Below are 20,590 nucleotides of genomic sequence, written 5' to 3' on the forward strand. Positions count from 1 at the left end.
AGCTTCCTAGCCGTGTGGCATGATGCATGGGTATTTGATCAGTCATACGAGTGAGCATTCCCTTCCAGATCGACCCATTTACCATAGGTGACGGCGCATGGGAAATATTCTGCTGGCTGGAATCTTGGCATTTGACTGAAATCCACGGATGCAAAATGCACGTGGCTGCACACTTCCCGTGTTTTGCCAGCCAATTGATCGATGTGGACTGGGTTTTGAGGGAGTTTTCTTTGATCGTACGGGCCGCCAGAATAGTCATCGTTGGCATACGTATAGAAACCAAATCGGTGCGGGCTGGGGTAAAAATCTTCACGTAACAGCGAGAGCACTAGTCCTTCTTCGTATAATGCGCGCATTGATTCACGGGGTGTTTCATAGACCCACGCAACCGTATGCCCTGCGACGGGAAGCAGCATGGAATCGCTCGGGAGTCGCTCCATCACGGACACGTCCTTGAGCCAGCAAATCGCATCTATGCGTGATTGGTGATATCCATAATTGCTGGAAGCCGAAGTGTTGTGAAAGTATTCTTCGTTCCAGTTAAAGAGGCCAGTGACCATTCTTCGCTTTCCATGCGGAAGTTCTTCATGCCCTTCTTTACTGAGAGATGATAAGGCAAATCCGCTCTCTTCAAGTGTCATATTAGGTGGATCATTGAACCTGTCGATACAGAAAAAATATCCCGGCCCCGCCTCGAAAAAGTCCACCAGATTAAACTGCACCTGATTACCCGTTGCCGGGTCCAACAAGTGCTCCTCAAAGTCATAGAACGAATACTGAGAACCAAACGCTTCGATAAAAACCTTGGGAACGGCTCCTGGTTGTCTGGAATTCAGAAATGCGACATGGCCGTTCTTGTCCGTGGCAAACCACTCCGTGTCCATGCTGTGGGCGGCAGGATAATCCACCGGCTTGGACAGTGAGGCGTAAAACGTGAAGTGTGACGACGGTTCAATGTCTGGGCGGCATTCGTCGTCAAACGATAGCTCCACCAGGGACTTGTCACAGGGTTTCAAACCGATACCGTGCATTGCCTGACAAAGTCCGTCATACGTCAATTCATTTAAAATGCTGCGGGATTCCGTGTAAGAACACCAAGCGACCGTTTTGTCCCAACGCACGGAACAAAATCGCTGGCTTGCGCCACATTCCGGCAAGCACGTCATTGATTGAAACTGCGGGCTTGCAGCAACGCTGGCTATCTCCTCCGGCGTCGGTGTGTCAAAACCGCGCATGGGAAGATAAACAATTTCCTCGTCCGCCAGCCCGACTGCTGTAAGCGATTCCGCTGCCCGCTTCGCAGCGTCGAGCTGGGATTTTGCAACCAGCAGATTGGCCCCGGTTCTGATTCCATTTTCTTTCAACAACTGCACGTGCCGCACGACGCGTGCGACCTCTGCCCGATTTTGGGGAAAATGTAAGGAGACGTGTACCTTATCTGGGCTGGCGTTCACCAAGGGGCGCAACTGCCCCTGATCGAGAAGCAGGCCATTGGTCGTGATCGACCGAAAGAGCACGCCATCCAGACGTTTCAGGATTTCGAAGATACCATCGAACTCAAGGGGTTCGCCACCACCAAACGACACGGCTTTCACACCGTGACCGGCGCAGTCTTTGACAAAAGCGACGACCTCGTCCGCTTGCCAGAGCGTAGCTCCGCCTGGGCCGCTGTCGTTGTAGCAGAACGAACAGCCTTTGGAGCATTTGTTCGTGAGTTCAATCGAAATCCGTTCGAACATTTCTGTCACGCCCTATGCTTGAACCGCACCTGCACCAACAAATCATTCAACGCTGCACCGGCTGATGGACGCCGAAAATTGCAGCCGCACGTCCCCAGTTGATCGTCTCGTCATCCATTGCACGCCGTTTAGCCACGTTCTCCCCCCATCTGCGTCGGAGATCCCACCATATCATCCCCAAGCCCCACCGGCAAAAATCGCACGGTGTTCTCGTATCGATAAATCACCCAGATCAGCCGCAGGATGTCGAGTCGTGGTGATTGATAAGAGCACGTGGTCACTTTATCGAACTTGCAGGAATGCGAATCGTTCTCTGGCCGGCAGTTCTCAGCGGAATCACGACTACCGAGACATCAGGTTACCATGCCCCTGACACCAAATCTGCCCCAACGGTTCGTTCTTCAATCGTCCCCAAGACGAGCATGGCGAACTTTTCCTGCGAACCGGTGTCCCTCGAACTATTCCCAAAACAACAAGAAAGGCTGCTTTTGACGGCGTAAACCGGCACCACTCCTTTTAGGAACTAAATTGATCCTAGCACTCACGGGACAGGTACTCAGTGCGGTTTTGTTGTATACCATAGGTGATGCATACCGACTCCTGACTTGAGGTTTTGAAAATGTCAAACGATCGATGGGACAGAGCGTGCTTGTCACTGGACGGACTTTCGATTGGGGACGCATTTGGCCAGCAATTCTTCTCGCCACATGTTGCCGCCGAGGCGAATCGCCACAACCCACCAGCACCACCGTGGAACTACACGGACGACACGGAAATGGCACTTGCCCTGATGGAAACACTCCGTGAGTGCAAATGCGTTGATCAAGATTTTCTTGCGCAGCGATTCGCTGAACGATTTCAATCGGAACCAAATCGTGGATACGGAGCCGGTGCTCGACATTTGCTGGAGAATGTTGCGCAAGGCGAAAGCTGGAAGACGCTGAGCCAACAGATGTTTGGGGGAAGCGGCTCTTATGGAAACGGTGCGGCGATGCGAGTGTCGCCGCTTGGGGCCTGGTTCGCAGATAATATTGAAATGACCATTGAGCAAGCTGCACTCTCGGCGGAAGTGACTCATGCGAACCCGGAGGCTCAGGTCGGTGCGATTGCCATCGCCTTGGCGGCAGGCTGGGCGTGGCGCTGCCAATCCGAGCCAGCGGAAGCCTTGATTCCTTGGGTCATCTCCAAGATTGATCAAAGCGAAGTTCGTCGCCGCCTGGAATGGACAGCATCCTATCCTCTCGATACGTGGGCCTTCACGATTGCCTCGCAAGTTGGCTGCGGGCATGAAATCAGTACTCAGGACACGGTGCCGTTTTGTATTTGGATGGCAGCGGCATCATTAGATGACTACTGCGAGGCAATGTGGACGGCAGCCCGAGTCGGCGGCGATATGGATACAACATGTGCCATCATCGGCGGAATTATCGCATTGAGGGTTGGTCCCAGCGGTATACCGGACGATTGGAAAAGAAACCGTGAACCTCTCGGCTGGAACAACAGTCTAATTTGAACCGTACGCCTGATCTTAACCTCGAAGGGAGAGAAGCCCCGAGTTGTTGGTGGTCTGCTCACGAGCAATTTGTCACTGGCAATTTGGTGACGATTTCGGTTAAACTCCGAACTTGCTTCAGCCAGATTTCGATGACGGCAGCTTGGGCGATGTCCGGCAACATCCCCCCGGAACAAACCGCACCATAAGCCCAATCAAATCAAAACGTTACAACACAAGCCCCTATAGCTCAATTGGCAGAGCAACTGACTCTTAATCAGTAGGTTCAAGGTTCAAGTCCTTGTGGGGGCACTTCACAAAAACCACTTAATTCATAGGGCTTCCGCCGCTATTCGAGAGCGGCGGTTTTCGTTGGCAGGCGACCAAAAGTAGCTATAGCGTTGCGGTAAACAATTATCCCAGCAGTTTGGCAATCGAATCTGAAGCCATCGACTGCACGCCTTCCAGGACGTGGGCATAGACTTTCAGCAGCGTGCTCGCGTCCTTGTGGCCCATTACGTCAGCAACGATATGAGCGGGAACCCCCGCCGTCAGTTGCAACGTGGCGTAGGTGTGGCGGATGTGGTGAAAGCCGCGGTATTCAATGCCACAGTCCTTTAGCAGCCTCACCCATACGTAGCGCCGAAAATTGCTTTTGCGGATCAGCCCCCCCGCAGTGTCCACAAATACCAATTCTTGCAATCCCTCCTTGAGAGAGGCCGCTCGATGCTGATTCATTCTAGCAATGATTGAGGCTGGTAACTCGATAGTGCGGCGGCTGGTTGGCGTTTTTAGGCGTTCGGTTAGCTTACGCATTCCACGGGGTTCGATTAACTGCTGCTTCACGTCCAATCGGCTCATTTTGAAGTCGATGGAACTCCAAGGCAAACCGAAAATCTCCCCTTGTCGCATCCCGGTCGCAAATGCCAGAAGTACTGCAGACCCCAGCCTACACCCTTCGGATTCTTTGATAATCGCTCGCATCTGTTGTTGCGTGAACGGGTGGATCTCTTCCGGCTGGTACTGTGGACGTGGCACGCCATCCACAGGATTCTTGCCGATCTCCCCCATCGCAACAGCCCGACCAAGTGCCGTTTTCAAAACAGTGTGGGCGTACTGCCGTGTTTTGCCGCCCACCTCGTCGCGTTTCATCGCTGCCAGCATCGAGAGCACATTTCGAGAGGTCAGGGCGGACAGCTTCAATCGGCCGATGCGGGGGATAATGTGATTCTTGATCGACAAACGATAGCTTTCGTAAGTGTTCTCCGCCCTCTCACCCTGGATAACGTCGGACAGCCACAATCTCATGTATTGGGCCACGTTCATCGAATCCGCCGGCAAACCAACTCCCGCTGCCAAATCGTGTTGCAACTCGCGAAGAAACACGTTTGCATCGGCTTTCGATTTTGCCACCTTGGACCGCCGCCGCAGTTCGCCGTTAGCGTCATAGACGGTGATCATCGCCCTCCACTTCGTACCATCCTTGAAAACCGAACCCTCACCGTTTCCGCGTTGCTTTTTTCTTTGTTGCCTTTTTGGCCGTTCGCTTTTCATTTTTCTTGTCTGCAATAGTGACCATGCCAAGGTGTTTGTAAAGCGTCTGCGCGTCAACCCACTTCTTCCGCCCAGGCGCCCGCATGTACGGCACGTCGCATTCGTCGAGCCATTCATTGAGGCAGGTCACGGACACCTCAAATTTGTCGGCCCAGTAATCCTCGCAATAAGTTCCCGAATCGGGCAATTTTTTGTTGTCTGGTCGAAACAGCCTGTCGCAATTCGACTCCCATTGCATAAAATCCATAACGCCCTCCGTGCTGGTGAAGGGCAGCGGGTGTCCAGGTCTCAAACTAAACCCCGTTGCCGTGGTAACACAAACTTCCCGGCACGGAGTTTTTGCTTGACATGGCGCAACCTCATCGTTTAGGTTGGGCGCATACAAACAACCTCGCTCATGCCGGGTTTCTGAATCAAGCCGTTGCTTTGGTCGCCAAACTTTCAGCAACGGCTTTTTTCGTGCGCTACACGAATGAACCCAAAGCGCAGAGAGCCTAAGGCGGGGGCCGGGGATTTTGGCAGCGGGGGACATCGCACTCGCGGTCCGGTGACGCGGATTGTCGCGGTTGCGAAGCGGAGGAAAGATACAACGAACGGCGCAAGCTGTAACGCCGATGAACGCTCATAGCCACAACCTTGTTAACGCAAGGGGACTGGTTAGGGACGTCGTCGGTGTTAGCGCACCACGGCGTCCCGCTTTTTTTGAATGGCTCACGATACCCAGCGTTGATATCAACTGTCAACTGCGTTCGGCTCAATCGAGGTGCTCGTTCCGCGCTCGTTGCTTCGTGAGTACCTCCGCCTCCGCAATGCTCCGCTCGTTCGCTTCGACGTGCTCGCGCCAAACCCCCGGGTCTTCGGTCTTCACCTTTTCGAGCCACTCTTGATACCGCGGTGTCTTGATGAGTTCGATGTCTAGCAGCTTCATACCCTGTGTTCCTTCCGCGGGGAATCTCACGCGCGGGCCGTTGTGCTGTTGCACTGCCCTTCACCTTTAACGGATGGGTTGCGCACAGAGAGACATAAGTCTTGGAGAAAGACAAGAAGCGCAGGGGGAGAATACGAGGCGGGCGGCAACCCATATAGGTTACCGCCCGCGCGCCTGGCGAGCAAAGCAGGCATAACACACTTGTGTTCATGCTCGCCCAGATCAAATTTCTTGAGCTTGAGCAGCTGGCAGAAAATGGGCGCAGACTACTCCCATAATGGGAATCAGGATTGGGGCGCAAAAACGACACGGAATTCGAGATATTTATGAGAATTGTGGAAAATTCTCCTCGAATGTGCTCAGCGGTTGCGCGCGGGCAAATGGAAGAGAATGGCCAAAACGGAAAGTGTCTCAAGGATGGAGCTACTCAGCCGAGACAGCAAATTGGCTTGCTGCAAGTCGCCGGCGACTTACGTGCGTCGAACACGGCCTCTGACTTGGCCCAGAGGTAGCCCCGGCGATTGCCGGATAAATTCAACTTCAGCCTTCCTTCGCAGCTTCCCGCCACTTCATCAACGCCACGCTAAACCGCCACGTCAGCACAACGTTCAGCGGCAGCAATCCCCACAATTCGCGGTTAAAGATCAGCACGAGCCAAGTCACTTGGTTCACGAGACCAACGGCCCAGCCCTGCCACTTGTGGCGCGCGATCATTTCCATGCTAATCAGTGTCAGGAAGCCGGCGATCCAATCCATGAGTTGTTTTCCGTTTTTGCGGTGACGATCTAACGAACGGTACCAAGGTACTCCAGCACAGGCCGCACAGGAAGCACGCGCACGGACCGCGGCACATTCGGGTCAAATCGTACGCGACCACGGTTCTGGAGTCGCCACAGTTCATCCCAGACGCTTTTCGGCTGCATGACACACGCCTGTGAAATCTCGCCAACCGTTGGCGGAACTCCGTGGATGTTGTGGAATCGGCGAATGAATCTGATGATGCGTTTGGACATGGTTGGTCTCCTGTAGGTAGGCGCAGCGGTTGCGCGGAAACGGGACATTGAGGAAAAGAATCGACTTCGCTTTGAGAGCAAATCGCGATCACCTACAGCGGATCGCAAAGCGGCCGGGCCTGCCGGATCAGTGGTTGACGAGACTGTGCATATCTGAACACAAGTACACATATGTTTCAAGCGCAAAATCGGAAAAGTTTATCAGGGTTTTTCCGGTGGATACCTGGTTAAACTCACATCGCACCAACGAAAAAACCGCCCGCAAAGTGAATTGCAGGCGGTAATAAATATATTTGAGATTTGGGATCTATTAAAAGTAACTTCGTAGCGACCGGAACTTATTCCTGCGTAGACCCCTCGGACCCAGAAGTCGTTTCAGGCGCTTGAGTTGCTCTCTCTGCTTCGCCTTCTTGTGTTCGACTTCCGTGCTCATCTCGTTCTGTTGTTCCTGGTTCGCCGCCACTGTTTTGCGGGTCTCCATTGTGATGCTCACTCCAATATTGGGTTTGTGTTTCGATTGGAATACTACTCAAAACATCGGATAAATCAAGCAACTCTATTACAGAATCCGATTCATCGTCGAATAGACCCTCGATTAGCACAGGAGATAAAAGCTTGACAAATCGAGATTCTATTGTATTTGGGGATCGCAAATTCCGGAATATGTCTTTTGCTTCAGTGCGATCGATCACGAAGTTGTGAGAGGGATATTCGGAGATAAGTCGTTTTACTCCTCGCGACCGAATCAGGCTCTTGCCTTTCGAGAGGCGTTCCCCGTACTCCTTGGCGACCCTCATTGCCCTCTCGTGTTCACCGAGGACCATGGGGTCCAGTTTGCCAAAGATAGGCTGGTACAGCCCCGCAACAAGCCCACCAGACACGGTTGCGGCCGTGTCACTGGCAATTCCTGTTTGTTGACGCAAGTGCAAGAAGATTTTTTCAAATGAGCGGGATGCCTCATTGCAAAGAGTTTCCAGTGATTGCGAATGCGTTAGGCCGGAAGTCCGTTCCACAACGTCTCGATGCAAGATCTGGGCGTCAAGAGGCCCAAATTCTGCATCGTCAGACATAATGATCTCGTCCGCTCCAATAGCCACGAGCGTGCCTGCCGACTTACAAAAACTCGGCACAAAGACCGTCACGTGTCCGGCCTTGTAGCATTCCTGTAGGCATCGAGCTATCCTGAAAGCGCAGTCCGCCACTCCGCCAAAGGTGCTTAACACCAGTATGACATTTGTGCGACATTCGTTTCCTCGGACAACCTCATTAAGCTGTATGGATTCGGAAGGTAAGACTGGTCCCGAGTACAACACAATGTCCGTGTCGAGTTTCTCGGTGATCTGCTGCCAAAGCACAGCAATTTCATCGATACCCGACAACTGCTGTTTACCCATCTCGATTTCCTTCCCGCTCCAACTTAGCCCTGGCTGCCCATCGCACATTCCCCGACCGCCATTCTTTGCCGAAACCACCTACTTCGGGATTTCGCGGGCAACCCCCCCAACCTAACCGCTCCTGCACTGAAATTCAACACGTTGCCGTAATGGTGAAGCCTTACCCGCCTACCCCGGTAGGTTTTTCATGCGCATAAAAAACCGTCGGCGCATTACGCCAACGGCTAGAATTTTGTCAACAATTCGACCTACTACTTGCCTTTTTTGCCTTCGAGGCTTCGCTGGATCGCGGCCTTTATCTGAGAAGGGATTTCACAGGATTCAGTGACCGTAGTCGCCGTCTCTGTGACTGTGGCAACAATTGAATGTATCGATGGTTGATTGTTTTGGCTGGTCTGTTTTTCTTGTTCGTTTGACATTTGAATTCTCCCGTTTGGTTTTTTTAATCACCTTGGATGTCAAATCCCGCCTTCATTAACGATAGCGGCGTCTTGTGAACTCGGCAATGCCCATGCTCGCACTCATGATGGCTTTTCTTCGATTTGAGTTGCTATTCCCGAAAAACCCCCTACTACGTGTATCGAGAAATAACACCGCCTCAACAGGGTCTCCTATTGGCATGGCTGCCCAGGATTCTCGGTCCGGTTTCATCCGTTCTGCCTCTGATCGAGAAAAACCAAAATTCTTGACCATGTCGTCCAGGTGAGCCCTCTGATCGACTTCTTTCCTGTTCGACACTTGGAATTGTCCGGTGCGTATCGCTTTCCCCGTGATTCCAGCACGGACTGAGATCCTCCTACCAACCTTATTCGAGCAATTGGTGCCACAGTATTCGGTAAGTTGAACCAACTCCTTTTTTTCAATCCGGTGGATACACAATCTCAATTCAATATTCTCGTCAACATCGTCTCCTAACAATACTGCTCGCAGGGTTTCAAGGCAGCCTTCAAGGGGGTGAATCGAGTGTTTCTCCTCTTCCGTTACGTGTTTCGCGATATGTTTAGATATCGTTGAAACAAAGACAACGACTGCAGCTGCTATCAACCAATATGCAGAAATGCGTTCATCCTTCCAAAGCTTGGACGCTCCTGCAATAGCGGCGACGGTTGCACCGACAGTAATTGGAATGTCATAAGTTAAAGATGATGTAAAAATACGTTTCTTCAAACTTCGGTGATACGGGATGGGCATTTCTTATATTCTTTAAGTTTGATGCAAATCGTCAGGCTCAATTATCATCCTACCCTTGTGTGCTAAGCATAGCCATCACCGCACCTCGCACCACCAGGCAGCGTAACCGTCTACAGACTCTCGAACCGTTTTCGACCGGTCACAAGCCCACCACAGCGGCGCGTAAGTAACTTCGATCGTCGTGCGGATTGATTCCGGTGTGCTGCTGAATGCCCAGGCTTGATACGCAGGCCCGTAGGCTGTGAGGTACAGCACGAGCACGGCAACAGCGAGGATGATGGTGGTCCGTGTTTTCATCCCGACATCATATCGCGGCTGCAGTTCGTGGTCAAAATATGACCCTGGCACTCTCGGCAGTGTCCCAGTTTGAAATGCTTTTATGAAGCAAGTAGGTGACGAATCGATGGCGCACGTGGCCTAAAAAGTTCTGCACGTTGGAGAAAGGACGCTTCCTGAAGTAGTTTTCGCAGAGATCAAATCCTGGAGATCGACAGACGAAACATCAGAGGCACGGCGTGGTTACGTTAGCGTCGATTGCTTAAACGATCCGAGTTCGGATGTTGGTGGGTGATTTGTACGCGTGCTACCTCAAGGCGGAAAGAAAACCAAGGAAAAGAACTGGCCTGACAAGACTTGGCAGAAAAAATATTGTGCTCTATTTAGACAAAACCGCAAGCAGGCGGGATCATGCTAATTGGAACCCAAAGCTGTTGAACATAATACCGGCAACAAATTCCAATTCTAGAACAACACTCCCAGTGCTCATTTTTCAGGAGTGATCCCAGATGAATGTACGTCAAAACTATCTCACCATAACTGCCCGTACCACCTTAATCCTCGCGGCGGCCGCGATCTTCGCTGTTGGCATTTACACCGGGCGCAATTGGAGATCAATTGACCAGCTCGTGCATTTGCGCAACGACGACCAGCAAGCAGGTTACGAATTCTCAGAGCGACTATTGGCCAAAATCAAGGCTACGCAAGAACAACGCCGCCAGAAAAACGAGCTGCTAGAAAAGAACTATAGCAAAGTGCCATTGTCCAGAGACGGTCGAACGACCGTTGCAGACTTTCCACCATGTTTCGCTTGCCTGAAAACAAGAGATTGACAATCCTAGAAAGTCGTCTGAATCTTCAAGGACGCGGTTGCTCCTCCTGGTGAAGAGCGTAACCTAGCCCCCGGAGATTGGGCAGCGATCACTTGCGGTCCTCGCCCACATACGGCCCGACCATCAGCAGCAACGCGACGAGCGCGCACAGAATCCAACTCTACCACCATTTCGGCTTGTCGGTCGTCATGGGTCACCTCTGGGGCAGAATGGGGAATCCTCTCACCGCACCTCACACCACCAAGCCGCATACCCATCCACGCACTCGCGAACCGTTTCCGAGCGATCGCACAGCCACCACAGCGGCGTGTAAGTGATTTTAATTATCCTGTGGATTGGTTCTGGTGTGTTGCCGAATGCCCAAGCTCGATACGCAGGCCCGTACCCTGCGAGGTACAGCACAAACACGGCCACCGCGACGATGATGATGGTTCGGGTCTTCATTGCGCTAATTTCAAGCCAGGACACCACTAGTTTATGCCAGATCTCGCTTGGTGATTTGTGCGAGAGGGAGCAAAAAAGAAGGACCACAATGTGAAGCTTAGGTGTCTTCCTGAGGTTTGGCCTGAAGGCTATCCACGAGAAAATAAGCGCCGACAGAAACCAAAAGACTTGCGATGAGAATACCAAACAAGAGATTCCAATTGACTGTGTTGATGTAGAAGGAGGCCCAGTCCCAGGAGAGATAAACGATTTCATTGTTCCGGGGCAGAAAAATAAACAACATCACAAAGACAGCAGCATTGACGAATCCAAGTCCAGATATGAACTTTCCTTTTTGCATCGAAATCTCCACGGTATTGGGGCGAGCTGCAAACTAGTAGCGCCAAGTTTCCCATAAAATGGCGAACCATTCAATTAGAATCAAAATCAGGTCGTGCCCTAATTTGAAATGGTTCTCTCACCGGCCGGGTTCGTAGACATAATTGTTGCCCAGAAAACCATCCGCAGCCAAATAACCCACGAACGCGGCCACCGTTGCGATGATGATGGTGCGGGTTTTCATTGCTCCAGCGTAGCATTGCCGGCGTCCGTAAAGCAACAAAAGCGGCCCGGATCTGCCCCAATCCGAGCCGCTCGCGAGCGAAGCCATTAGCAGGCACACCCCGCCCACTGGTAAATCAGGTTTTGCGCGCGGAAACGACATTTCTGCGGGACGAATTCTAAAACTTTCCCAAAAAACTGCCGTTGCGAACCGCTGGCTGCGTTGTATTTCTACCGCCCCACGTCAATCTGCGTAAACTTTCACGACCAACCGCCGTCCATCGACCGGAAATGTCTCCTCTTTACCCTCCCCGTCTATCGCGACAAAGTATCCAAAGAATCGCCCGGCCGTATCCACATCCGCCGCGATAAACTCCTTGGAAACCAACCCGTTCTCAGCATCCGTCACCGTCACGCCCGTATCGGATTGTTCCACGACAGCCACGCCGGCGGAATTCACCATATAGAATTCCACAGTTAGGCCCGATAGGTCAATTGGCGTGCCGCCCTTTTCGGGATACAAGCGCACCAACAACGGCGCGCGAGTATCCCCCACGTGAACATGGTGCAAGATTTCCTCAACGTTAGCGTACTCACCCGCCACAGTTCCGCCCCCCGATTCGAACAACCGCCCGCCGCGGATTAGAAGTAAAGCACCTTGTCCGTTGCATGCCACTGGACTAGGAAATCGTTTCCGTCCGGTGTCCCCGGCTTTTCGATAAACGCAACCGGAATCGAGGCCGCATCATTCGTGACAAATTTCATCAACAGGAACCCGGCAATACCCCGCGTGCCGACACCGAGCGCCGTGTATGTCACATCGGCCCAATCGATTTCTAGCCGACCGTTGGCCGCATCCTTTGCGACCGCCACGCCGGACAACGTTTTCCGTTCGTAATTCGCCCCGTCGAACTCATCGAGATCGGTAAAATCTCCGACAAAATCCATGCCGTTATTTTCAGTGTCAACCGTCGTGTCGGTCATCACCGCAACTAGGTGAAATGTATCGTTCGGAAAATCAATCTCCGCCTCCGCCATTGCCCGCTTGAACTCCAGATATACCACGCTCGCCATCAGCCGCCCCCATCTATATTAATGAACACCGCGGAGCGCCACAGCGGCCGCCCGCGTCCCGTATACTTTTCGCGGCACCACCCCAGCCCCGCGCATCTCAACAGCACCACGCCGGCCGCCACGCACGCGCCGCGGTATCGTCAGCCGCACCGCTGACGGACCGGACAACACCGGATCACCAACGCCCCACTCCGCGCCTGCAGCTGGAGCAGTTACGCCACCACCCTGACCAACGGCACCCACGCCCCAGACTGCACCCACCGCCGCTGGCTTTGCTTCAATCGTCGCCGTCGGATCACCCACGCCGAACGCAACACCGGCCGCCGACAGCTTTGCCTTAATCGACAACGACGGATCACCAGCGCCGAACTCCGCGCCAACGGCCGATACGAAACCAGCTCCGGACAAGTCAGGATCACCCGCGGCCCACTCCGCCCCAGTTGAGGCCGGCTTTGCCACAATCACCGCCGATGCAGCACCGACACCGAACGCAGCACCAACCGCCGCCGGCTTGACCGCGACGCCCGCGGAAGGAACACCGGCACCGATCACCGCGCCGGCCGCCGCCGGCTTAATCGCGACGCCCGCGGAAGGAACGCCCGCGCCGATCACAGCGCCCACGCCGGCCGGCTTCGAAACGATCCCCAATGAGGGAGCGCCCGCGCCGAACGCAGCGCCCACCGCGTCCGGCTCAACTACAACATCCGCCCCGCCGGCCGAAACGTATTGATCCGCGCCAATGTCCCAAGTATCACCGGCATCATCGACATCATAGCCGTCGATATCGTACTGCACGCCCGGCGGAGTTGTTAAGAGATCCGCACCAGCCCCCACCGCATCCGCGTCAGAAACTAAATGTAAATCTTCGCTGCCGTCCACGATCGAAACGAATTGATCCGCAATCGTAACGCCCGTAACGCTATTGGTCCCCGGCGCCGTCCCGTCCGAATCCATGTTATAATCACGGTCCGGATCATCCGTTGCGGTTGGCGTGAACTCATACACAGACCCGGAATGCGAACCGCCCGTATAACAGCCCAGCCCGATACTATTTTGACAGCTCCCTAACGTTGGATGGATATTGTATAGAATCGCGTCACCGTGCCCGCCTGAGCGGGTCATGTGGTACGCTGTGCAGGCAAAGACGCCAACTTTATCATCACCGCTTGAGAACATGGCGCACGCTGCACCGGTACTGACCGCGTATGTAAAACGCCATGCCATGCAACGAATGAACGTTGATTGCCGGTCTGACGGACCACTAAACACCGCGCCGTTTAGGCTCGAATCGTGATGATGCGCGATGCAGCGCTGGAAGGATTGAGCGTAGAGTGTATTTGTATGCCGCCCTATTTGCATCGGTGAGTAATTGGTCGTCGTCTTGTAACCGTTGCCGTCAAACTCAATGCCGATGCAATGGCAATTTTCCCGGTCCAGCATGATCCGCGCGGAATCATCCGCAGACCGCATAAAACGCACGCCAGTTCCGGCCGTCCCGTCATGCTCGTGACCATCGGCCGCCCGTATCGTTATTGTGGCCGGAACGCCGCTATCAATGACCGCAACCTCATCGAAAGCCGAGTCATTGTATAACTCGCCGATTGCATGATCGGCCGCCGTTGCCGCTCCGCCGGCCGCATTCCACAGCGTAACGGTTGAGTAGTCGCGCCCGTCCGTTCCGATGCTCTTGATAACGTCAGCCATTATTGACGAACCCTCAGGAACGTTGCGCGCGTGAATTGCCGTTGCCGTCTTATGTCGACCTCGCGCGTTTTATTCCGCACGTCGTCAACCTCTTGACCAGTCAAGCCGAGATCGTCAGCTATACGGACGAAATTGCATCGCTTGGATATCACTTGGCCCTTTGCGCCCAACTGAGGCGCCTGCAGCTCCACCCGCTCCGGCTCCGACATATCGTCGACCGTTACAACCAAATGCTCCCGCTTATCGGCCGGAGTAAACGGCCACTCCGTATGATCCGCCTCGCGCTCATTGCTATCGGTTTCGATATCACCCCACACGCCATCAAAAGCACTATGGCTAAAATCCCAACTTCCGCCGTACCAGAACTCGCGCCCAGTGAGACCGAAAATCAGATTGTCAGCTTTGCGGAGGCGCCGCCGCAAATACTGCCGTACATCCATAGGCATTTCTTCGGCATTGTCACGGCCGCGGCTTCGCAGATCCTTCCGCAGAACCACACCCGCGGAAACCCGCTCAAAACGATACTGCCGGACCCGCTGCATATATTTCCTAAGAAGACAGTTAGTCGGCAAAAGGCCCTCACGCGTCCGCCGCATCTTGCCGACGCCGCAAATGTTTTCTGCATGAACGCGACGGATACCCAGGCGGGAAAAACCTTGTAAGGTATCCCCGTCTAGGTATCCGTCGAAATCGTCAACCTTGATCGCAATTTCAGCCACAACAGCCCCTTGCCTCTACCTGCGAACGTCCGCCATTACGCCGGCCGCCGGCTTAGCCCTTTGCAGTTCCGCCAGTTGCTCCGCAGATGCAGCGCCGTTGAGGCGGCCCAGTTCATTACCGGAAGAATCGACCGCGATAAAACAAGGCAACGCCTGGACACCGTAACGCCTCACAATATCCGGCCGCTTATCTACGTCGATCAATTCCACATGCGCGCCCGGATCGTTATAGGCAATACGCCATTCTGCCCTTTTCATGCGCTCGCCTTGCGTCGACACCCACGCCTTGCACGGACCGCACCAGGACGCCGTAAAGGCCAGCAACCGCCGCGACTGAGTAACAGCCCTTGATTGCTCCGCTCTATCAGGAACGCCCGTTTTCGGCCCCACGACATCGAACCGCAACGCATGCGAAGAAACGACCGGAGGCCGGCCGACCATCTGAAAACACAGCTCACCTGCCAGCGCAGAACCGCAGACATAAAACACACACAGACACAACGCCAAAACCACACCGAGAAAACCCCGCCTCATCGATCAGCCCCCACAATATGAAAGTCTAACTCCCTTGCCGGAAACCCGCGGAATCCAGAAAACGCAAAGGAGTCTCCCTGCCTCGTGATATAGTCGACATCACCCGCGCGGATCCAAAACCCGCCCGGCGGCTCCCCATCAATCGGCGCCGGATGAATCGAAGGCCCCCAGCTATTGAGGACATAAAACAACGGCTCCGATCCGCTGCCGTCATACCCAACAATGCACATTTGATGATTCCACGACCCGGACCGCTTAAACACGATGCGCCCGTGTTTATTGCTCAAGCCCCGGTCATGCCGTCCGCCCCAGTTTGAGGCAATCGTCACCGGATAGCCGTTGCAAACCGAGTCGCGCACGTCATCGGCCGAATGCACGGCCGCCACCGTCTCCACCGGGAACCGCTGCCCCTCCCGGACAAATTCGTCCGGCGGCCCCGGCCTACGCCCCCACTTGCGCGCCACGCTGCCAGAATAGCCCGGTACGCCTTCAAAATCAGAACGCAAAACCCCGTATTTCCGCAAGCCCTCCGCGGCCCACGCACCAACGGAACCATCACTATTCCCTAGCCGACCATTCCCGACCAGGACGCGCGAAACGCCGTAGATATATGGAGGGTATGCCGGGTGGAACTCCGCCGGCGGACCGCGCGCCAATTGGACAGCCTGCAAATAGTTCACAGCGTTTGCAGCGCCCCAGCTCACGCAATCACCGACCTGTTGCGGCACGTTGGGAAAATGCTCGCCACCGTTGACCGCTTTTGAAAACTTCCACAGCCGCACGTCAGACGTTTCGTTATCGCCATCGGCCCCGGCAATCATAAACTCCGGCATACCTTTGACGATGCCGGCCGCCTCCGCCACCGCCTCCGGACCGGCCCAACCGTAACGCTCCGCCTCCGGAGTCACGCCCGGCCCTTGCAACGAAAAGGCCAGGCCAAAACCGGACATCACAACCGCGGCAACAATCGCCACCCGCCAAGGCCAGGTAAACCGCCGCCGTTTTTTGCAATCGTCCACTATTTCACCGCCTTCATTCCGCCGGCAACTTCCAAGGCCAGCGCAGCCCAATCACCAGGCCCCTTGAGCATGCCCGACATATAAATTGTCCGCAGACGCTCGCCGATGGTCTGCCCCCAGCCGACCCACAACGGAACCGATGCACCTAGCGCCTGGTTGTTTGAGGACAGAACAGCATCAAGGATTTCTTGATCACCGCGCAACGTCCCCGCCGCAATCGCGGCCGCCACGCCTTCCAACCCGGAAGCAATCGCCGCAGACTCCGCCGCCCGGTTTGGCGATTGCACCAACTGAGCAGCATCGTAGGCCACCCGCGCAATCCCGAACCGATCCGGCGCCGGACCTGGAGGAGACGGCGGAACAGGCACCGGAGGGGACGGCCCGGGTGGAACCGGCGGCCCCGTATCGTCCAACACGTCGACAGTCCACCGAGCCAGGGAAACACCGGCCGCGTTACTGACCGCCAAGAACACCGTATAGCGCCCGGTCACAGAACAGACCACGCACCGCCGGCCGCCGTCTACAATTTCAATCGTCGGCATTTCCCCCGGCAGCTCCGGAGAAACTTGCCACGCGAAACAATCACCCACTGAGCCGGACGCATCCAATATCAAGATATCCCCGGCACTGCCCTCCGTCGGCCCCACAATCACAGCACTCACAGACTCAGCCCGCATCATCACCCAGCCGAACAAAACGACCGACAAGGACAACACAGCGCCCCAGATTCCCGCCCTCATATCCGCCCCCGTTCATTGACCACACAAACACCACCGCCAACACAACCGCCGCCGCGTTTTACTTCCGCTTTGCTAGCCAGTTTTTGAAAAACTGCACGCCTATATCCAGCACGAACAACAGCACCGGCAAAGAGATTGCCGTTTTCGCCGTTGCCTTATCGGCAACAGACGTAACCACGTCGTCAGAGACAGACCCGACAACGTTCAAAGACTCCGGATCAACCGGCAGGCCGAACGCATTCACCAAGTAAGCCAGCACCGCCACGATGCCGGCATAACCGGCCCGCTTGAAAATTGCGATCAATTCGTTTTGCGACATCTCAAACCCCCACCACATCAAAGGAACCAACAACAGACACAGCCAGGCCGCAGCTATACCACACGCCCCCCACGCACCCGCCAAACAACGCGCGAAGATTCCCGGAAACAATCCGGAAACGCACTAGTTTTTGATGACAGACCGCGCGTCACGCTCCGCGCGATACCACCTTTCGGCCTGATACGTTGAAACGCCCAGCTCCCGCCCAGACTCACGGACCTTTCCGCCCATCGACATCAACGCGAAAAACAGCGTTTTCCGCTTATTGAAACCGCGGCAGAATTCGCGCCACGTATCCAGCTCATCAAGGCCGCTTGCCGCTTCGCTGGTCGCCACGTCCCAGGCATCGGCCAAGTAACCGCCGGCCGGCTTCGACTTAACGGACAGATTGACCAGCCGCCAGCGCAAACGCTGCGCAGCATACCGCCAAAATTCTCCGCCACCGGCCCACAGCTCCACGCACTCAATGAGCTTTTCGTATGCCGTCCCCTCATAATCGCCGGCACCCACCGCGGAGGATTCAAACAGCAACCCGCGACCTATGAGACTTCGCACGAGGACCGGAACGCGCGGAACGTACAACTCAACCAATCGATTCCGCTTTTCCTCCGTTGGATCGTCCCAGTACGCAGCCCATAGCGTCGACTCCGCCTCATCCATCGAGACACGGCCCCGCAGCTCCGGCCGCAACCGCACGACCTCCGCCAACAGGCTTTCAATCACAGGCCGCCATTTTGGCCCGCAGTACCCCACCGCTAATTGCCGCTCTATCGCAACCATATCCGCACGTTTCATATCCGCGCCCCTTTCTGGGGCTTAGATACCACGGCCAGCGTTGCCAGCCAGCTTATCAACGCGCGTTTTGCAAATGACTATCCGCTTTGAGAATTGTTTTTGCGTTTCCGGCCTATTCGTAAAGCCGCAACTCAACAGGCGTAAACCCATTAGGGGCAACATTACTAGGATTGCACGCTACAGCGGCCGCCACGATCTTCCGAACGATTGCGTCAAACGTAATGTCAATCGGATCGTACGAATATCCGTTTGCCACACGGAGAGTCGTGCCGACACCGCCGATAAAAAAGTATTCGGGCGCCGGAACGTCCACCGGCTGAAGGCCATTGATATTAGTAGCCGAATAACAACTGATATAAATCTCTGAAGAATTCGCCGTACACGCTCTGACCGGACCCTCTATGGTGGTTACGCCCCCCGGGTAAACCCATTTGGACCCGTCCCAAGTGAATTCCATGACGTGGCCATAGTTATCCTCAAGATAAAGAACCGTCGGGAATGGGTCAGTACGGCCGGCCGCCGTAGCGAGAGCCGCTAGGCAGCCGGTCGGATTCGTAATGCCCTCGTCGCGGCTTTCGCCGCTATAGACCATTTGCCAAATCCAATCACAACAGCAGCTCATGCAATCCCCTTCTGCGCTAACGCGCAGATCACCCCCACGCCGGCGCCGCCGGTTAGGGATGACCAATCCGGCAACGGCACCGCTATGTCAGTGCCAGCCAAGTCACCCTCAAACTCAATGCGTATTGTGGCATCCGGAAAATCCCCGCCCGTCACATCGACATCGCCGGAACTTATTTCGCTGTGCGTCTCCAACTCCGTTTCAACTTCGGCCGCCGTTGCGTCATAGTCAAACGTCATCGTTTCCGTTTCGTCGTTTACCGTAAAATCAACGTCAAACGTTCCGCCCGTAGGCGAACCCAATACGTAAACGTCAATTTTTGCATTCTTCGGATCGCACGAGGCCGCGCCGCCCTGGTTGGATATTCGGACATACGCCGACACCTCCCCTTCCCCGTCATCGTCCACGGTGTCACGCCACAGCACGAACGCGCCGCCCGTCTCCAGCAACTCCAGCCGCGTTGCATCGCTGTTGTTCACGTCCGCATACTGTTTGCCACTCTCGTCAGATCCCTCCGCAACGAACAGCCGCACCGGCACCACGCCGGAAATCACCGCGCGGCCGATTTCGCCCACGTCCAACGGTTCAAGCAGTACGACAAAATTCCCGGTATGATCCGCGTCCGTTGGTGATGAACCATCAAGCAACATCGGCCCATAGAACGATTCCGCGTTTTCCGTCTCCGTGAACAACGGCCCATCAATACCCAAGATGTCAAACCGCTCACGCGCCGCGCCGCTTGAATTCTTGATTTTGATTATTCCAGCCTGCGCAAACCCAGGCTGTCGGTTGACGTTCAAATCCTGCCGACGCTGCCGGACCCACTGCGACGCGTCCACGAATTCGTTGTACGCCGCTGCTGGAATATTCAGATTCGCCCCGGCCTGCGCTTTCTTAAATTTATCGCCCATCAACCAATCCCCAGGCCGGCAAACTCGGCGAACTCTTTGACCCGTTCGACATACACCGCGGCTGGATATTTAATCAGCGACTTTGAGGACGCATCCTCTTTGTCGATATAGCGAACCCATAGATAATCCCAGCCGCCTTTATCAATGCCCGTCACTGGACCCACCGTCAAATTCGTCGCGTTGGGACTCACTGCGAACTTGAAAGCTATTTCGTAATCTTCCTGCCCGCGTTGTGATCCCGCCGCGCCTTCAAAATGCACCTCCCCTCGCTCGCGTCCGCGAAATGTTGTGGAATTTTGGCAACCCGTCAGATCGGCCAGCGTATTTTTGTAATCCTCCGTAACGGCAGACGGCGGAAACCGATGCGTTTCGCTGAAATGGTACACAGGCACGGCAACGTCAACACCGTTAACGCCATCCGGAGTAACGCCAATCGCCCCGCCGAAATCCGGAGCCGAATAGCCCGGCGCCGCATAGCTGCCCAGCGTTTCCAGGGATTGTGTGAGATGCGCAGTACCGCCGCCGGTATCGAACGTGTAGTCCACGCCGTCGCCCTCCGACGCCTCCGGCACGCCGTACGTAACCTCACCCTCCCACGTCGTCGAGTCGATCCGCTCGCCGAGATGCCTCGTTTTCACAATCAAGTTGACGAAGATTAACGGCGCATAATTAAAGAGCGCGTTGTATGCGTCCACATCGCTATCAGCACCGAACACGTAATACGGCACAACCGCCGAGGCGCTTTCCCC

General features: G+C 54.9%; 24 protein-coding genes and 1 tRNA gene. 4 read left to right on the top strand and 21 right to left on the bottom strand.

What is annotated here, in order from left to right:
- Positions 1-38 precede the first annotated feature (38 nt).
- Entirely contained in the window at positions 39-1,739 is a 1,701-nt protein-coding gene (locus CA54_RS07835; RefSeq protein WP_146370247.1) for a radical SAM protein, read from the bottom strand.
- A 619-nt stretch (positions 1,740-2,358) separates the two neighbouring features.
- Here CA54_RS07835 and CA54_RS07840 point away from each other — a divergent pair.
- Together CA54_RS07840 and CA54_RS07845 are read left to right on the top strand one after the other, a co-directional pair.
- The gene (locus tag CA54_RS07840) at positions 2,359-3,252 is read left to right on the top strand and encodes an ADP-ribosylglycohydrolase family protein (RefSeq protein WP_146370248.1); all 894 of its coding nucleotides are present in this window, start codon (positions 2,359-2,361) and stop codon (positions 3,250-3,252) included.
- 218 nt (positions 3,253-3,470) lie between these two features.
- Positions 3,471-3,543: transfer RNA gene (locus tag CA54_RS07845), tRNA-Lys, on the top strand.
- A 102-nt stretch (positions 3,544-3,645) separates the two neighbouring features.
- On the opposite strand, the gene CA54_RS07850 is transcribed toward CA54_RS07845, so the two are convergent.
- The 7 genes from CA54_RS07850 to CA54_RS07875 all read right to left on the bottom strand — a co-directional run bounded on the left by CA54_RS07850 (position 3,646) and on the right by CA54_RS07875 (position 9,608).
- Positions 3,646-4,902: a tyrosine-type recombinase/integrase gene (locus CA54_RS07850; RefSeq protein WP_146370249.1), complete on the bottom strand. Its 1,257-nt coding sequence runs from the start codon at positions 4,900-4,902 to the stop codon at positions 3,646-3,648.
- Between the two features lie 637 nt (positions 4,903-5,539).
- A complete protein-coding gene (locus CA54_RS29185) occupies positions 5,540-5,713 on the bottom strand; it encodes a hypothetical protein (protein ID WP_197532283.1) in 174 nt (57 codons plus the stop codon).
- 540 nt (positions 5,714-6,253) lie between these two features.
- Complete coding sequence (locus CA54_RS07855; RefSeq protein WP_146370250.1) at positions 6,254-6,469, bottom strand: hypothetical protein; 216 nt, start codon at positions 6,467-6,469, stop codon at positions 6,254-6,256.
- 29 nt (positions 6,470-6,498) lie between these two features.
- Positions 6,499-6,726 carry a LexA family protein gene (locus CA54_RS29190; RefSeq protein WP_197532284.1) on the bottom strand — a complete coding sequence of 76 codons (228 nt, stop codon included), beginning with the start codon at positions 6,724-6,726 and terminating at the stop codon, positions 6,499-6,501.
- Positions 6,727-7,064: 338 nt separating this feature from the next.
- Positions 7,065-8,120, bottom strand: coding sequence for an SDH family Clp fold serine proteinase (locus CA54_RS07865; protein ID WP_197532285.1), 1,056 nt, complete (start codon positions 8,118-8,120; stop codon positions 7,065-7,067).
- Between the two features lie 474 nt (positions 8,121-8,594).
- Positions 8,595-9,311, bottom strand: coding sequence for a hypothetical protein (locus tag CA54_RS07870; protein WP_146370253.1), 717 nt, complete (start codon positions 9,309-9,311; stop codon positions 8,595-8,597).
- A gap of 75 nt (positions 9,312-9,386) precedes the next feature.
- Positions 9,387-9,608 carry a hypothetical protein gene (locus CA54_RS07875; protein ID WP_146370254.1) on the bottom strand — a complete coding sequence of 74 codons (222 nt, stop codon included), beginning with the start codon at positions 9,606-9,608 and terminating at the stop codon, positions 9,387-9,389.
- Positions 9,609-10,096: 488 nt separating this feature from the next.
- On the opposite strand from CA54_RS07875, the gene CA54_RS07880 reads away from it, so the two are divergent.
- A complete protein-coding gene (locus CA54_RS07880; RefSeq protein ID WP_146370255.1) occupies positions 10,097-10,420 on the top strand; it encodes a hypothetical protein in 324 nt (107 codons plus the stop codon).
- Positions 10,421-10,642: 222 nt separating this feature from the next.
- On the opposite strand, the gene CA54_RS07885 is transcribed toward CA54_RS07880, so the two are convergent.
- The 5 genes from CA54_RS07885 to CA54_RS07905 form a co-directional block, all read right to left on the bottom strand.
- On the bottom strand, positions 10,643-10,864 hold the full coding sequence (locus tag CA54_RS07885) for a hypothetical protein (protein ID WP_146370256.1): 222 nt from the start codon (positions 10,862-10,864) through the stop codon (positions 10,643-10,645).
- Between the two features lie 97 nt (positions 10,865-10,961).
- On the bottom strand, positions 10,962-11,204 hold the full coding sequence (locus tag CA54_RS07890; RefSeq protein WP_146370257.1) for a hypothetical protein: 243 nt from the start codon (positions 11,202-11,204) through the stop codon (positions 10,962-10,964).
- A gap of 444 nt (positions 11,205-11,648) precedes the next feature.
- Entirely contained in the window at positions 11,649-12,080 is a 432-nt protein-coding gene (locus CA54_RS07895; RefSeq protein WP_197532286.1) for a hypothetical protein, read from the bottom strand.
- Positions 12,047-12,478 (bottom strand): hypothetical protein, encoded by a 432-nt coding sequence (locus tag CA54_RS07900; RefSeq protein ID WP_146370259.1) that lies wholly within the window; start codon positions 12,476-12,478, stop codon positions 12,047-12,049. Before CA54_RS07900 ends, CA54_RS07895 begins: the two co-directional genes overlap by 34 nt.
- Positions 12,479-12,496: 18 nt before the next feature.
- A complete protein-coding gene (locus CA54_RS07905) occupies positions 12,497-14,182 on the bottom strand; it encodes a hypothetical protein (RefSeq protein WP_146370260.1) in 1,686 nt (561 codons plus the stop codon).
- Positions 14,183-14,184: 2 nt separating this feature from the next.
- Between CA54_RS07905 and CA54_RS07910 the strand changes: the two genes are divergently transcribed.
- Positions 14,185-14,844 carry a hypothetical protein gene (locus tag CA54_RS07910; protein WP_146370261.1) on the top strand — a complete coding sequence of 220 codons (660 nt, stop codon included), beginning with the start codon at positions 14,185-14,187 and terminating at the stop codon, positions 14,842-14,844.
- A 72-nt stretch (positions 14,845-14,916) separates the two neighbouring features.
- On the opposite strand, the gene CA54_RS07915 is transcribed toward CA54_RS07910, so the two are convergent.
- The 8 genes from CA54_RS07915 to CA54_RS07950 all read right to left on the bottom strand — a co-directional run bounded on the left by CA54_RS07915 (position 14,917) and on the right by CA54_RS07950 (position 20,569).
- Positions 14,917-15,435 (bottom strand): thioredoxin family protein, encoded by a 519-nt coding sequence (locus tag CA54_RS07915; RefSeq protein ID WP_146370262.1) that lies wholly within the window; start codon positions 15,433-15,435, stop codon positions 14,917-14,919.
- Positions 15,432-16,454 carry a hypothetical protein gene (locus tag CA54_RS07920; protein WP_146370263.1) on the bottom strand — a complete coding sequence of 341 codons (1,023 nt, stop codon included), beginning with the start codon at positions 16,452-16,454 and terminating at the stop codon, positions 15,432-15,434. The genes CA54_RS07915 and CA54_RS07920 overlap by 4 nt, the downstream gene beginning before the upstream one ends.
- Positions 16,454-17,194 carry a hypothetical protein gene (locus CA54_RS07925; protein WP_146370264.1) on the bottom strand — a complete coding sequence of 247 codons (741 nt, stop codon included), beginning with the start codon at positions 17,192-17,194 and terminating at the stop codon, positions 16,454-16,456. Before CA54_RS07925 ends, CA54_RS07920 begins: the two co-directional genes overlap by 1 nt.
- Before the next feature lie 58 nt (positions 17,195-17,252).
- Positions 17,253-17,513, bottom strand: coding sequence for a hypothetical protein (locus tag CA54_RS07930; RefSeq protein ID WP_146370265.1), 261 nt, complete (start codon positions 17,511-17,513; stop codon positions 17,253-17,255).
- Between the two features lie 123 nt (positions 17,514-17,636).
- The gene (locus tag CA54_RS07935) at positions 17,637-18,308 is read right to left on the bottom strand and encodes a hypothetical protein (protein ID WP_146370266.1); all 672 of its coding nucleotides are present in this window, start codon (positions 18,306-18,308) and stop codon (positions 17,637-17,639) included.
- Positions 18,309-18,420: 112 nt separating this feature from the next.
- Entirely contained in the window at positions 18,421-18,930 is a 510-nt protein-coding gene (locus tag CA54_RS07940) for a hypothetical protein (protein ID WP_146370267.1), read from the bottom strand.
- A complete protein-coding gene (locus CA54_RS07945; protein ID WP_146370268.1) occupies positions 18,927-19,841 on the bottom strand; it encodes a hypothetical protein in 915 nt (304 codons plus the stop codon). Before CA54_RS07945 ends, CA54_RS07940 begins: the two co-directional genes overlap by 4 nt.
- Complete coding sequence (locus CA54_RS07950; protein ID WP_146370269.1) at positions 19,841-20,569, bottom strand: hypothetical protein; 729 nt, start codon at positions 20,567-20,569, stop codon at positions 19,841-19,843. The genes CA54_RS07945 and CA54_RS07950 overlap by 1 nt, the downstream gene beginning before the upstream one ends.
- Between the last annotated feature and the right edge of the window lie 21 nt (positions 20,570-20,590).

The sequence above is a fragment of the Symmachiella macrocystis genome, from assembly GCF_007860075.1.
Taxonomy (GTDB): Bacteria; Planctomycetota; Planctomycetia; order Planctomycetales; family Planctomycetaceae; genus Symmachiella; species Symmachiella macrocystis.